This window comes from Actinomadura fibrosa, assembly GCF_900659615.1.
GTDB classification, from domain to species: Bacteria; Actinomycetota; Actinomycetes; order Streptosporangiales; family Streptosporangiaceae; genus Spirillospora; species Spirillospora fibrosa.
In genome coordinates this window covers 1-13427 of the sequence record NZ_CAACUY010000085.1, presented here as the reverse complement: position 1 = coordinate 13427, position 13427 = coordinate 1, and the positions used below count along the sequence as shown (strand labels likewise).

General features: G+C 73.1%; 12 protein-coding genes and 1 tRNA gene. 8 read left to right on the top strand and 5 right to left on the bottom strand.

The genetic code is table 11. The features are described from left to right. Positions 1 to 22: 22 nt before the first annotated feature. Complete coding sequence (locus E1300_RS25705) at positions 23 to 814, bottom strand: DUF2510 domain-containing protein (RefSeq protein WP_165502991.1); 792 nt, start codon at positions 812 to 814, stop codon at positions 23 to 25. Between the two features lie 169 nt (positions 815 to 983). On the opposite strand from E1300_RS25705, the gene E1300_RS25700 reads away from it, so the two are divergent. The 5 genes from E1300_RS25700 (at position 984) to E1300_RS25680 (ending at position 5923) form a co-directional block, all read left to right on the top strand. After that, positions 984 to 1805 (top strand): uracil-DNA glycosylase, encoded by an 822-nt coding sequence (locus E1300_RS25700; RefSeq protein WP_131759634.1) that lies wholly within the window; start codon positions 984 to 986, stop codon positions 1803 to 1805. 438 nt (positions 1806 to 2243) lie between these two features. Beyond that, positions 2244 to 3539, top strand: a complete 1296-nt coding sequence (locus E1300_RS25695; protein ID WP_242619398.1) for an NAD(P)/FAD-dependent oxidoreductase — start codon at positions 2244 to 2246, stop codon at positions 3537 to 3539. Positions 3540 to 3617: 78 nt separating this feature from the next. Further along, positions 3618 to 4910 (top strand): class I SAM-dependent methyltransferase, encoded by a 1293-nt coding sequence (locus tag E1300_RS25690; RefSeq protein ID WP_131759632.1) that lies wholly within the window; start codon positions 3618 to 3620, stop codon positions 4908 to 4910. Between the two features lie 32 nt (positions 4911 to 4942). Continuing rightward, positions 4943 to 5015: transfer RNA gene (locus tag E1300_RS25685), tRNA-Leu, on the top strand. A gap of 98 nt (positions 5016 to 5113) precedes the next feature. After that, a complete protein-coding gene (locus tag E1300_RS25680; RefSeq protein WP_131759631.1) occupies positions 5114 to 5923 on the top strand; it encodes a Bax inhibitor-1/YccA family protein in 810 nt (269 codons plus the stop codon). A gap of 184 nt (positions 5924 to 6107) precedes the next feature. Here the strand turns inward: E1300_RS25680 and E1300_RS25675 are convergent, their stop codons facing one another. The 4 genes from E1300_RS25675 to E1300_RS25660 all read right to left on the bottom strand — a co-directional run bounded on the left by E1300_RS25675 (position 6108) and on the right by E1300_RS25660 (position 10552). Continuing rightward, on the bottom strand, positions 6108 to 6335 hold the full coding sequence (locus E1300_RS25675; RefSeq protein ID WP_131759630.1) for a DUF4287 domain-containing protein: 228 nt from the start codon (positions 6333 to 6335) through the stop codon (positions 6108 to 6110). A gap of 209 nt (positions 6336 to 6544) precedes the next feature. Further along, positions 6545 to 7765, bottom strand: a complete 1221-nt coding sequence (locus tag E1300_RS25670) for an acetyl-CoA C-acetyltransferase (protein WP_131759629.1) — start codon at positions 7763 to 7765, stop codon at positions 6545 to 6547. Between the two features lie 338 nt (positions 7766 to 8103). Beyond that, a complete protein-coding gene (locus tag E1300_RS25665; protein ID WP_131759628.1) occupies positions 8104 to 9453 on the bottom strand; it encodes an outer membrane protein assembly factor BamB family protein in 1350 nt (449 codons plus the stop codon). 85 nt (positions 9454 to 9538) lie between these two features. Further along, positions 9539 to 10552: an SGNH/GDSL hydrolase family protein gene (locus E1300_RS25660; RefSeq protein WP_131759627.1), complete on the bottom strand. Its 1014-nt coding sequence runs from the start codon at positions 10550 to 10552 to the stop codon at positions 9539 to 9541. A gap of 189 nt (positions 10553 to 10741) precedes the next feature. Here E1300_RS25660 and E1300_RS25655 point away from each other — a divergent pair, with 189 nt between their 5' ends. The 3 genes from E1300_RS25655 to E1300_RS25645 form a co-directional block, all read left to right on the top strand. Next, a complete protein-coding gene (locus E1300_RS25655; RefSeq protein ID WP_131759626.1) occupies positions 10742 to 12142 on the top strand; it encodes a cystathionine beta-synthase in 1401 nt (466 codons plus the stop codon). 134 nt (positions 12143 to 12276) lie between these two features. Next, positions 12277 to 12705: a hypothetical protein gene (locus tag E1300_RS25650; RefSeq protein ID WP_207399951.1), complete on the top strand. Its 429-nt coding sequence runs from the start codon at positions 12277 to 12279 to the stop codon at positions 12703 to 12705. A gap of 74 nt (positions 12706 to 12779) precedes the next feature. Next, positions 12780 to 13427, top strand: a 648-nt coding sequence (locus E1300_RS25645) for a DUF222 domain-containing protein (RefSeq protein ID WP_131759624.1), incomplete at its 3' end; no start/stop codon positions are given.

Genomic DNA, 13427 nt, shown 5'->3' with positions numbered 1-13427 from the left:
CCCCCAGGAGGTGCGCTGCCCGCTACCGCCTGAGCAGGGTCAGCAGCGCGGGGATCAGGACGGCGTTCGGGTTCTGCTGCGGCACGTAGAGGACGGGCGCGGACCCGCTGGACTGCCTGATCCAGACGCGCCCGCCGTCCACGGTGGCGCCGGAGATCGCCGACCAGCTCAGCGACACCCGGTCGCCGCGGACGCCGCCGGGATGGACGGTCAGCCCCTGCGCCACGTCGACCGACTCGCCCGCCCGGACCCGTCCCGCCAGCTCCGTCACGAGCCGCTGCTCGGCGTAGGTCTGGCACAGCTCGATGAGCCGCCCCCAGATCCGCTCCGGCTCGCCCTCGGGGCCCGCCGGACGTCCGGGCAGCGCCTCGTGCTCGATCACGACCTCCACGCGCGGGCCGCCGTGGAACGGGAACCGGCCCGCCTGGAAGATCCACTGGGTGCCGGGCCGCTGGCCATAACCGGCCGGGAGCTGCGCCGCCCAGTAGGCCACCCACTCCACGTGCGGCCACGCGAGCGACGCCGTCCCGTACGAGACGGCCTGGTCGTCGGCGTGCAGGTGGAGGCCGCGCACGTTCACGTCCAGCGGCGGGACGGCGGGCCGCCCCCAGTCGGCCCGCTGCCCGTAGGGCGCCGAGTAGTAGCCCTCCTGGCCGCGCGGATCCTGGCCGGGCTGCTGTCGTGGCTGCTCAGGAGGGCGCAGGCGAGGCGGGCCGAGCGGTTCGGGATTGAGGCGCTCGGTCCAGTTCTGGCCGTCCCACCAGCGCAGGCTGCCGGTTCCGTAGGGGTCGGGATACCAGCCCGGTTGCGACAAGGCATGCCTCCGCTCAGCATGGCGCGCCGGACACCGCCTCCCCGACCGGCGAACGCATCGTACCGAGAGGAACTCCCCGTATCGCCCGGCCCCGGTCTCGGCGGCGGGCGGCGTGTTGCGCTCGCGGCGGCCGGTCACCGGACGGGGTCGGGCATGCGAGGATCGTGGCATGCCGACCGCCAACGCGCCGTTCGTGCCGCCCGGATCGGGGTGGCCGGAGGACCCCGCCTCCCCGTCCACCCCCGTCGCGCACGGGGCGGGGGAGGTCGTCGAGCTCGCCGCGAAGGCGCCCGGCCTGGACGAGCTGTGCGCCCGCCAGTCGGTGTGCCGGGCCTGCGACCGGCTGGTGGAGTGGCGGGAGCGGATCGCCGTCCAGCGGCGCCGGGCGTTCGCGGACGAGGAGTACTGGGGGCGGCCCATCGCGGGCTGGGGCGACCCCCGGCCGCGCATCCTGATCGTCGGACTGGCCCCGGCCGCGCACGGCGGGAACCGGACGGGCCGCATCTTCACCGGCGACCGGTCGGGCGACTGGCTCTTCGCGTCCCTGTACCGCGTCGGGCTCGCGGCGCAGGAGACGAGCGTCCGGGCGGGCGACGGGCAGCGGCTGATCGGCGCGCGGATGGCGGCGACCGTCCGCTGCGCCCCGCCCGACAACAAGCCGACGCCGCTGGAGCGCACGACCTGCCTGCCGTGGCTGGCCAGGGAGGTCGAGGACGTCGCGGCGAGCGTCCGCTGCGTGGTGTGCCTCGGCGGGTTCGCGTGGCAGGGCGTCTGGCCCGCACTGCGGCAGGCGGGGTACGGGCTGCCGCGCCCGCGCCCGCCGTTCGGCCACGGCGCGGAGGTCCTGCTGGAGCCGCCGCCGTCGGTGGAGCGGCGCGACCCCGTCCTCATGCTGGGCTGCTACCACCCGAGCCAGCAGAACACCTTCACCGGACGGGTCACCGCCGGCATGCTCGACGACGTCTTCGTCCGCGCCCGCGACTACGCCTAGCCGTGCCTAGCCGCGCCCGCGCGAGCGCGCGGAGACGCCACCGGCCGACGCCGGCGTCTTCGCCTGCGCCGGCCGGTCCCCCGCGGCGTGCTCGACGGCGGGGCAGGGCCTGGCCAAGCGGCCCGGCCGACGCGGCCGATCCCTGTCACGGCCCGCCGCCCGAGGCCGCTTGGCGCCCCCGTCCGGCCCTGTCCCCACCGTCTTTCTCGGTGATGCACCCAGTGAGATGCCGGTGTGGGGGAAGAAGTTCGCTGTCACGTGTGATGTTCGGTGAGCTACCCCGCATCCGGATCGAGTGCAGCCGACGGGTATGGGGGTACCGGTCCCGATATGCCTTCCGAGCAGACAGTTGGATCCCCCGAGCCGCGAGGCGTGCCCGCCGAGCGCGCGGCGGAGACCGCGAAGCACATCGTGATCGTCGGCGGCGGCTACGTCGGCATGTACACCGCCCTGCGGCTCCAGAAGAAGCTGCGGAGCGAGCTGAGGCGCGGCGAGGTCGCCATCACCGTCATCGACCCCCAGTCCTACATGACCTACCAGCCGTTCCTCCCGGAGGCGGCGGCCGGGAACCTGGAGCCGCGGCACGTCGTGGCGCCGCTGCGGCGGGTGCTGAAGCGCTGCCGGATCCTCAACGGGTTCGTGACGCGGATCGACCACGCGTCCAGGACGGTCACCGTGCGGCCCGCGGGCGCGCACTCGACCGGCGTGCCCCCGCGCCGGGTCGGCTACGACCTGCTCGTCGTGGCGCTCGGCTCGGTGTCGCGGACGCTGCCGATCCCCGGCCTCGCCGAGTGCGGGATCGGGTTCAAGACGGTCGAGGAGGCCATCTTCCTGCGCAACCACGTCCTGCACCAGCTCGACATCGCCGCGTCCAACCCGGACGACGAGGCGGTCAGGCGGCGCGCGCTGACGTTCGTGTTCGTCGGCGCCGGGTTCGCGGGCATCGAGGCGCTCGCCGAGCTGGAGGACATGGCGCGCGACGCCGTCCGCTGGTATCCGAACATCGACCCGGGCGAGATGCGCTGGATGATGGTCGAGGCGACCGACCGGATCCTGCCCGAGGTCGGGCCCGAGATGGGCCGCTGGACGGCCGAGGCGCTGCGCCGCCGCGGCATCGAGGTGAAGCTGGAGACGCTGCTCAAGTCCGCCGAGAACCGGCGCATCGTGCTGAGCGACGGCGAGGAGTTCGACGCGGGCACGCTCGTGTGGACGGCCGGCGTGAAGCCGCACCCCGTCGTCCGGGAGAGCGACCTGCCGCTGGACGACAAGGGGCGCATCAAGGCGACCGCGGAGCTGACCGTCGAGGGCGCCGAGGGCGTCTACGCCGCGGGGGACAACGCCGCCGTCCCCGACCTGACCGACACCGGCGACTTCACCGCGCCGAACGCGCAGCACGCCGTCCGGCAGGCCAAGCGCCTCGCCGACAACATCGTGGCGGACCTGCGCGGCAAGACGCGCAAGCCGTACGTGCACTCCTACGTCGGGTCCGTGGCGGGCCTCGGCCTGCACAAGGGCGTGGCGAACGTCTACGGGGTGAAGCTGCGCGGGATTCTCGCCTGGCTCATGCACCGCACATACCATTTGTCTCGGATGCCGACCGTCAACCGCAAGTTCCGGATCACCGTGGACTGGACGCTCGCGCTGTTCTTCCGCCGCGAGATCGTCTCGCTCGGCGAGCTGGAGCGGCCCCGCCAGGAGTTCGAGCTCGCGGCCGGAAGGCGCCAGGACCTCTGATCCGCCCCCCGGCGCAGGCTCCGGGGGAGCGGAGGTCCCGCGAGAAGCCCGTACCGCCCCCGCCGCCCGAGGAGGACGATGCCCGACGGAGTCGCCGCCAGGCTGGCCCCGCTGCTCACCAAGATCCTGCTCGGCGAGGGCCGGGAGGCCGCCGGCGAGCTGCCGATCCAGGTCCGCGCCTGGGACGGGAGCTCGGTCGGGCCGCCCGGCGCGCCCGCGTTCGTGCTCCGGCACCGGCGCGCGCTGCGGCGGCTGCTGTGGAAGCCCGGCGAGATCGGGCTCGCCCGCGCCTACGTCGCCGGCGAGCTCGACATCGAGGGCGACGTCTTCGCCGCGCTCGACGCCGTCCAGCAGGTCATGCGCAGCGGCGACGCGCCGATCCGGCTGAGCGCCGACGACAAGCGCGACATCGTCCGCGCCGCGGTCACGCTCGGCGCCGTCGGGCCCGAGCCGAAGCCGCCGCCCGAGGAGTTCCCCGCGGGAGGCGGCGGGGCGCCGGGGAACGGCCCGTCCGGCGCGCTGCCCGGCGACGGGCGGCCCGGGCCGATGACGGCGTCCGCGGCGTTCTTCGTCCGGCTCCTCGGCGACGGCCTCGCGCACGGCACCGGGCTCTGGGACGCGGCCGTCGACCTCGGCGAGGCCCAGCGCGCCGCCCACGAGGCCGCCGCCGAGCGGCTCGGCCTGTTCCCCGGCGCCCGGCTGCTCGACCTGAACTGCGGCTGGGGCGCGTTCGCCCGGCACGCCGCCGCCGAGCGCGGCGCCCGCGTCGTCGGCCTCACCCGCACCCCCGAGCAGGCCGACCACGTCCGCGCCCTCGCCCGCGACGCCGGCTCGGACGTGGAGGCCCGCGGCTGGGACCTCGCCGAGGCCGGGGACGGCCCGTACGACGCGATCGTCGGGCTGGCCGGCGTCGAGTCCATCGACCGCCCCGCGCCCCGGCTCCACGAGCTGCTCGCGCCGGGCGGCCGGCTGCTGCTCCAGCAGCCCGTCCGCCGCGCCGGCCCGCACCGGATCCGGCGCACGTTCACCACCAGCTACATGTTCCCCGGCAACGGCGAGCTGCGGCCGCTCGGCGCGCTCGTCGGCGAGCTGGAGGACGCCGGCCTGGAGGTCCGCGCCGTCGCCGCCCTCCGCGAGCACCACGCGCGGACGCTCCGGGCGTGGGCCGCGAACCTCGAACGGCACTGGGCCGAGTGCGTGGAGCTGGCCGGCCCGGGGCGCGCCCGCGTCTGGCTGCTCTACCTCGCGGCCTCGGCGCTGGCCTGCGAGAGCGGCCGCATCGGCATGCACGAGATCTGCGCCATCCGGCGCGACCGCGACGGCCGCGCCGGGATCACGCTCGTGGAGGGACGCGCCGTCATGAGCCGCTGAGCAGGCCGCTGACGTGCCGGTATGATGGCGCCGCCCCTGTAGCCCAATGGCAGAGGCAGGCTCCCTAAAAGAGCCCACGTGTCGGTTCGAGTCCGACCAGGGGCACCGGCGCCGGCCGGCGTCCGGCCCGGACGCCGGCCGGGCTCCGGCCGGCTTTGGGGGCGCGCCTTATGCTGGACGCGGCCGGCCGAGTGGAGGCTCCGATGCAGAGCAGGAACCCGGTGTTCCGGGGACAGGCCTTCGACCAGGGACGGGGCTACGGCGCCCCGGCCTACGGCGGCCAGTACGGGCAGCCGTACGGGCAGGGCTACGGCGCCCCGGCGTACGCCCCCGCCCAGGCGGGCCCCATGACGATGGACGACGTCGTCGTCCGCGGCTTCGCGACGCTGCTCACGCTGGTGGTCACCGCCGCGCTCGCCTGGACGCTCGTCCCGGCACGGCTCACCTCGGCGGTGCTGGTCGTGGCGCTCGTCGCGGAGATCGGGATCTGGGCGTTCATCACGTTCGGCCGCCGGGCGAACGCGCCGCTGGTGCTCGCGTTCGCCGCCGTCTACGGCGTCGCGGTCGGCATCATCAGCCACGCCTACAACGACGTCTACCACGGCGTGGTCTTCCAGGCCGTGCTCGGCACCGCGCTGGCGTTCGGCGCCACGCTCGCCGTGTACGCGCTCCGCATCGTCCGGGTCACGCCCGGGTTCGTGCGGTTCGTCGCCGCGGCGGGGCTCGCCCTGGTCGGGCTGATGCTCGTCAACCTGGTCGTGCAGCTGTTCGGAGCCGAGCACGGCATCGGCATCCGCGACTCCGGCAACCCGCTCGCCTACGTGTTCAGCGTCGCCGCGATCCTGGTCGGCTGCTTCTTCCTGCTGCTCGACTTCGACTCCGTCGAGCAGGGCGTCCGCTCGGGCGCGCCGCGGAAGTTCGCCTGGTACTGCGCGTTCGGGCTGGTGCTGAGCCTGGTGTGGATCTACCTGGAGCTGCTCCGCTTCCTGTCCTACTTCTACAACCGCGACTGACGACCGTCCCGGACACCGGGCCCGGAGCGCACGGAAAACGATCGGCCCCTCGCCGTGCGGCGAGGGGCCGGTCGTCGTGGGATCTCTGCGCCAGGGTCGTGCGGCGTAGCGGCACGACGGCGGGGGTCATCCGTTGGCGGGATCCCACCAGGTCTGTATGGAGTTCGCTGTGGCGAGCGTCGCTTCAGTAGTGGCGGGCGCGGCGGGTCCGCTCGTGCTCGCGCACCAGGGCGGCGGCGTAGCCGTGGGAGAGGTTGTGCTCGTCGGCCAGCCAGGAGCAGCGTTCCTCGCAGCGGGAGAACGACGGTCCGTTCTCGATGGCGGTGAACCACTCGGGGATGTCACGTCCTGTGACTTGCGGGATGCGGGCGATCAGCTTGCTGTGCGTCTCCGGCGAGTGGTTCAGTGACAATTGGCACCTCCAGGTCGCGGGGCTCTTCTAGCCGACTCTGCAACACCGGCCCGGATGTGACAACCCCCTAACGGGGACCTATCTTTTACGTTACGTAGATCATTCGTAACGGGGATATCCCCCGGAAACGCGCAGGTGGCCCGCGTGCCGCCGCCCGGAGGCCGCGGCGCGCGGGCCACCCCGCATGTCACCTGACGGTGACATCGGGCTCAGGAGAGGCGCTCCAGCACCATCGCCATGCCCTGGCCGCCGCCGACGCACATCGTCTCCAGGCCGAACTGCTTGTCGTGGAAGGCGAGCCCGTTGAGCAGCGTCGAGGTGATCCGGGCGCCGGTCATGCCGAACGGGTGGCCGACCGCGATCGCGCCGCCGTTGACGTTCAGCTTGTCGATGTCGATGCCGAGGTCCTCGGCGGACGGCAGCACCTGCGCCGCGAACGCCTCGTTGATCTCGACGAGGTCGATGTCCGCGATCGTCATGCCGGCCTTGGCGAGCGCCTTGCGGGACGCCTCCACCGGGCCGAGGCCCATGATCTCGGGGGACAGGCCGGTGACGCCGGTCGAGACGATCCGGGCCAGCGGCGTGATGCCGAGCTCGGCGGCCTTGGTGTCGCTCATGATGATCACCGCGGCGGCGCCGTCGTTCAGCGGGCAGCAGTTGCCCGCCGTGACCGTCCCGTCCGGGCGGAACACCGGCTGGAGCTGCGACACCTTCTCGTAGGTGGTGCCGGGCCGGGGGCCGTCGTCCTTGGAGACGACCGTGCCGTCCGGGAGGGTGACGGGCGTGATGTCCTTCTCCCAGAACCCGTTGGCGAGCGCCTTCTCGGCGAGGTTCTGCGAGCGGACGCCGAACTCGTCCTGCGCCTGGCGGCTCACGCCGCGCAGCCCCGCCACGTTCTCGGCGGTCTGGCCCATCGCGATGTAGATGTCGGGGAGCGCGCCGTCCTCGCGCGGGTCGTGCCACACCGGCGCGCCGCCCTCGGCGGCCTTGGCGGTGCGGGCCTCGGCGTCGGAGAACAGCGGGTTCTGCGTGTCGGGCAGGCCGTCGCTGCTGCCCTTGGCGAACCGGCTGACCGTCTCGACGCCCGCGGACACGATGACGTCCGCCTCGCCGGACCTGATCGCGTGCAGCGCCATCCGGGTCGTCTGGAGCGAGGACGAGCAGTACCGGGTGACGGTGGCGCCGGGCACGCCGTCCCAGCCGAGCAGCACCGACACCACGCGGGCCATGTTGTAGCCCTGCTCGCCGCCGGGCAGGCCGCAGCCGAGCAGCAGGTCGTCGATCTCGGACGGGTCGAGCTGCGGCACCTTCGCCATCGCGGCGGTGATCATCTGGGCGGTGAGGTCGTCGGGCCGGATGTCCTTCAGCGACCCCTTGAACGCGCGGCCGATCGGCGAGCGCGCGGTGGCGACGATGACTGCCTCGGGCATGTGCGGGTCTCCTGTCTCAACGGCCAGTCTCGGCGACCGGTGGCCCGTCGCGCGGAGGACGGAGTTACTCGCCGGTCACCTGCAATCTAACCGCTGCCCCCGCCCTCCGTACATTCCGGGTCGCTTCTGTGTTGACGGTGAGTCCAATAAGTGCGCGCTTACGCATTTGGGCGCGGATCCCGGCCCGCCCGTGACCGCCGCCCCATGCGAGCGGGACGGTCCGCGCGGACGCTGGAGGCACGTGCCCGGCCACCGCCTCTGCGCGGACCGCGGGGACCGGGCGCGCCCCGGCCGGGGTCCGCCGAATGGTGACCGGGCGGACCCCGGTCCGGCCGGCCTCACAGCCCGTACATGCCGGGGGCGGTGCCCTGGGCGTCCCTGACGGCGTGGAGCGCGCCGCGCTCGTCCCGCCAGACCCGCCAGCCGTCCACCGCGCCGGTGTACCAGCCGGGCGGCGCCCCCGGAGAGGCGACCCGGCGGCCCGTCGCCAGGTCGTAGGCGCACAGCGCCGCGACCGGGTAGAACCCGCGCTGGCCCGAGATGCGCAGCTCCGCCGGGTTCACCGTGCAGAACGACCAGGCACGCACCCCCTTGGCCGGCGCGGGCGCCGAATCCTCCAGCGAGTACGCCGTCCCGGGCTTGTCCGGGGTGAGGAAGCCGACCGTGCGCAGGTCGGCCGGGAACGCCACCCACCACGGCGCCCGCGGCACCCGCTCGGCGCCGATCGTGCCCGCCGTCCGGCCCGTCCGCGGATCGAGCTGCTCGAACCCGCCGTACGCGCCCGCCGCCGTGACCTGCCGGCCGATCAGCGCGACGGCCGGGCTGGCGCTCGGATAGACCCGCAGCAGCCGCCTCCGCGCCCACACGAGACCGCCGTCCGTCAGCCGCACACCGAAGAACCCGGACGCCGACGGCCGCCCGCGGCCCTTCCGGTAGGGCGCCAGGTACCCGACCAGGACGTCCGACGGGGACGGGACCTCCCCGGTCAGCGCCCCGAACGCCCAGCCGCCCGACAGGTTCACCCGCCCGCCGACCGCCCGCTCGACCGGGAAGCTCCACAGCGTCCTGCCCGAGGCGAGGTCACGCGACTCCAGTGACGGACGCCCCGCCATCCGGAACAGGACGGCCCGGGTGCGGTCCACGTGCTCGACCTCGGCGATCCCGGGCATGCTCCACAGCGAACGGCCGCTGCCCGGATCGAGCACCACGAACCGCGCCGACCTGCGCGCGGTCTGCTCGGTCACGCACAGGCGCGTCCCGCAGCCGACCGGCCCGAACGTCGAGTCCACGGGACGGGTCCACCGCTGCGCGCCCGTCCGCGCGTCCCGCACGACCAGCGTCGCCTTCTCCCGGCCCGCCGTCCCCGGTTCGAGAGCGGCCACCGTCCCGCCGACGACCGCGGGCGGCTCCACGCCCATCCCGGTCACCCGTCCCACCATCGTCGCGGGACGCGTCCAGAGGCGCCTGCCCTTCACCAGGTCGTACACGGCGGTCTCCAGGCCGCCGTCGCCACGCAACCCCGTCACGGCCGTGACCCCGTCCCCGATGACCGGACGGCTCACCACGTTGACGTCCGCCGTCCACCCAGGCGAGGCATCGGCCCGCCCCGGCCCGCCACCGGAACAACCCGTCGCACCGAGCGCCAGCACGACCATGACCAGAACACCGCGCGGCCGAACGAGGACCATTGGGGGACTCCCGAGGGGTGACGACGCCGAAGCCACCGAAAGTAACAGCCCCGCCACGCTCAGGTATGGCGCTCCCCAAGACCGTTCAGGCCACGTCGGGCGCCACCCTCGACGGAGGCGGCGTCTCAGGACGCACCGAACGCCGCCGCAGCAGCGTGGCCCAGCGGCCCCGCGGCCCCCGCTCCCGTCCGGCCACGGACGCGCCGGCCACCTCGGTGCCCGACACCTCCGCCGCCTCCGCCGCCGCCAGGTACACCGGCAGGACGCCCTCGCCGAGCCGCGGGTCGGGCAGCGCCTCAAGCCCCGGCTCCAGGTCGAGCGCGTGCGCCATCGACGGCAGCACCGCCGCCGCCGCGGCCGCGTACCCGCGCGCCGACGGGTGGTAGCGGTCCTCGCTGAACATCGACAGCGGATCCGCGGCGAACTCGGGACCGAGCAGGTCGCCGAGCGACACCGACCGGCCGCCGTGCTCCACCACCGCGATCGTCTGCGCCGCCGCGAGCTGCCGGCTCGCCCGCCGCGCGATCCACCGCAGCGGCTGCATCAGCGGCTTCACCGAGCCGAGGTCCGGGCAGGTGCCCACCACGACGTGGCAGTCCGCCGCCCGCAGCCGCGTGACGGCCTCCGCCAGATGCCGCACGGACTCCGCGGGCGACACCCGGTTCGTCACGTCGTTCGCGCCGATCATGATGACGGCGATCTCGGGCCGTGCCTCCAGCGCCCGGTCCACCTGCTCCTTCAGCGCCGACGACTGCGACCCGGACCGCGCCACGTTCGTCAGCCGGACGGGCCGCTCCGCGATCGCCGACAGCCCGGCCGCCAGCATCGCCGCCGGCGTCTCGTCCGGCTCGTGGACGCCGAGCCCCGCCGCGGTCGAGTCGCCGAGCATGACCAGCGACAGCGGCGCCCCACCGGACGACCCGCCGTAGAGGCCGTCGGCGGCCGGAGGGTCGCCGTTCGGCGTCGCCTGGATGATCTTCCTGGCCATCTTCGCCTCGACCACCACGAGCCCGAACGTGATGCCGCCGAGAGCCGTGATGCCCCCGCCCCCGTAGGCCGCGGCCGCCGCGATCCGGCGTGCCGTGAACGCTCTGAGCATGCCCCGATCACCCTCCGTCACTACCCTGCCCGGTACCCCCGCCCGGGGTGTTGATGCCCGTTCCGGCCCCCGCGCGCTACCGTCGGCAACGGGAATCTATCCGGTTCCGTATCCTGACCCTCCGCGGTACACGCGGGTTGAACAGGGATGTAACACACTCAACACCCACTGACCGACAAGGACGTCGCGGTGCACGTACATGACTCGCTCGTCGAACTGATGGGCAACACCCCGCTCGTTCGGCTGCGCAAGGTGACCGGCGGCGGGGGGCCGCAGGTCCTCGCCAAGGTGGAGTACTTCAACCCCGGAGGCTCGGTGAAGGACCGCATCGCGGTCCGCATGATCGACGCCGCCGAGCGGTCCGGGGCGCTGAAGCCCGGCGGGACGATCGTCGAGCCGACGTCCGGCAACACCGGGGTCGGCCTCGCCATCGTGGCCCAGGAGCGCGGCTACCGCTGCGTCTTCGTCTGCCCCGACAAGGTCGCCAAGGACAAGGTGGACGTCCTGCGCGCCTACGGCGCCGAGGTCGTCGTGTGCCCGACGGCCGTGTCCCCCGACCACCCCGACTCCTACTACTCGGTGTCGGACCGCCTGGTCACCGAGATCCCCGGCGCCTGGAAGCCGAACCAGTACACCAACCAGGAGAACCCCCGCTCCCACTACGAGACCACGGGCCCGGAGCTCTGGGAGCAGACCGAGGGCCGCATCACCCACTTCGTCGCGGGCATCGGCACCGGCGGCACCATCAGCGGCACCGGCCGCTACCTCAAGGAGGTCTCCGGCGGCCGCGTGAAGATCATCGGCGCGGACCCGGAGGGCTCCGTCTACTCCGGCGGCAGCGGCCGCCCGTACCTCACCGAGGGCGTCGGCGAGGACATCTGGCCCGAGACCTACGACCGCGACATCTGCGACGAGGTCATCGCCGTGTCCGACAAGGACTCCTTCACCATGACCCGCCGCCTCGCCCGCGAGGAGGCCCTCCTCGTCGGCGGCTCCTGCGGCATGGCCGTCGTCGCCGCCCTCCGCGTCGCCGCCGCGGCCGACCCCGACGCCGTCATCGTCGTCCTCCTCCCCGACGGCGGCCGCGGCTACCTCAGCAAGATCTTCAACGACGAGTGGATGCGCCAGTACGGCTTCAGCGACGACCACTCCACCGCGGAGACCACCGTCGGAGACGTCCTCGCCCAGAAGGCCCAAGGAGAGCCCGAAGGCCTCCCGAGCTTCGTCCACATGCACCCGACCGAAACGGTAGGCGAAGCGGTGAAGGTTCTGCGGGAATTCGGCGTCTCGCAAATGCCCGTCGTCTCCCCGGGCGCAGGCCACCCCGACGTCATGGCGGGCGAGGTGATAGGCGCGGTGGAAGAACGCGTCCTGCTCCACGCCCTCTATGAAGGCCAAGCCGGCTCCGACGACCCCCTGGAAAAGCACATGAGCCCGCCCCTTCCCGTGGTCGGCTCAGGCGAACCCGTCTCCCGAATGATGTCCGTCCTGGAAGGACGCGACGCAGCGGTAGTCCTCATAGACGGCAAACCCGCCGGAATCGTCACCCGCCAGGACCTCCTGACCTTCCTGGCCGACACGACAGCCTGAGAATTCTGAAGGCGGGAGGCGGGGTCCCGCCTCCCGCCCGATGATCTTGCCTCGAAGCCCCCTTGCCGACCCAGCGACGTGCCAGACTCTCCGCCGTGAGAGCCACGACGCGAAGAACAACCCAAATCCGGACAATGGCCGCGCTAGCCATCGGCGCGCTCGCCCTGAGCGGCTGCACCTCGGACGGCAAGGCCGCCTCGTCCACGTCCCCGAGCGCCTCCAAGCCCCCACCGGCGGCCAACGGCACTAACGTCGCCGCCTGCGCCGCCGGCCGATGCGAAGTGCAGGTCAGCGCGTCAACGAAGATCCCCGTACCACGCGACACGCGGGTCGACTCGGTCCAGATCCAATCGATCACTGCCGACACCGTCACGGTCGTCGGCCGCGTCCTAGGCACGCGCTCGGAGGGCCTCTGCACCGGCCGCAAATGCAGCTCCTCGGTCGCGGGAGGCCGCTTCACCCTACAATTGGGCCCCGACAGCACCGGCACCGAGAACGGCCTAAGCGTGACAGTAGTAACCATCACCGGAAAAACCGCCATAATACGCTTCGGCCCAGTCTAGATGTAACGCCAAAGCGCGAATACTATAACTGCGATCTGGTCACAACACCGGAACGGCCAGCCTAAAATTAAACCATGGCTCCGGAAGTGGTCGACGTGGCGTCGATGTCCACCAGGGAATTGGTGGACGCGGCGGACTCGATCGCGGCCGAACTCGCCCGGCGTGAAGTGCCCGAGAGCCCGTCCGCGTGCATGGAGCTGGCCGAGACCCTGGGCCGGGCGGTCGACCTGACCGAGAGCGCCCTGGCCGGACTGATCGGCAAGGTCGACACCTCAGGCGAGATGCGCCGCTGGGGCCTGCCGTCCGCACAAGCCTGGCTGCGCACCCGGTTGGGCATGCGCGAAGCCCGCGCCAGGGAACGCCTGACCCTGGCCCGCCAACACCACCGCCTTCCAGCCCTCACTGAACGCCTGACCACGGGCCGCCTGTCCTACGGCTACGCCGCCACCATCGCCACCGCCGTAACCCGCCTGGACGATGCCGACTGCGCCAAGGCCGAGGCCCTCCTGCTGGACATGGTTGACCAGGGCTTCTCCGCCGGAAAGATCGCCGCCTTCGGCACCCGCATCCGCGACGTCATCGCCGACCGCGACGGCACCGAAGAGCCCGACCCCGACTCCAAGCGCGGCTACGACCGCTCCTGGATCACCTCAACTCGATCGCTGGACGGCGGCCGCTACCTCAAAGGCTGGCTCAACCCCGAAGACGCCGCCATCTTCGAC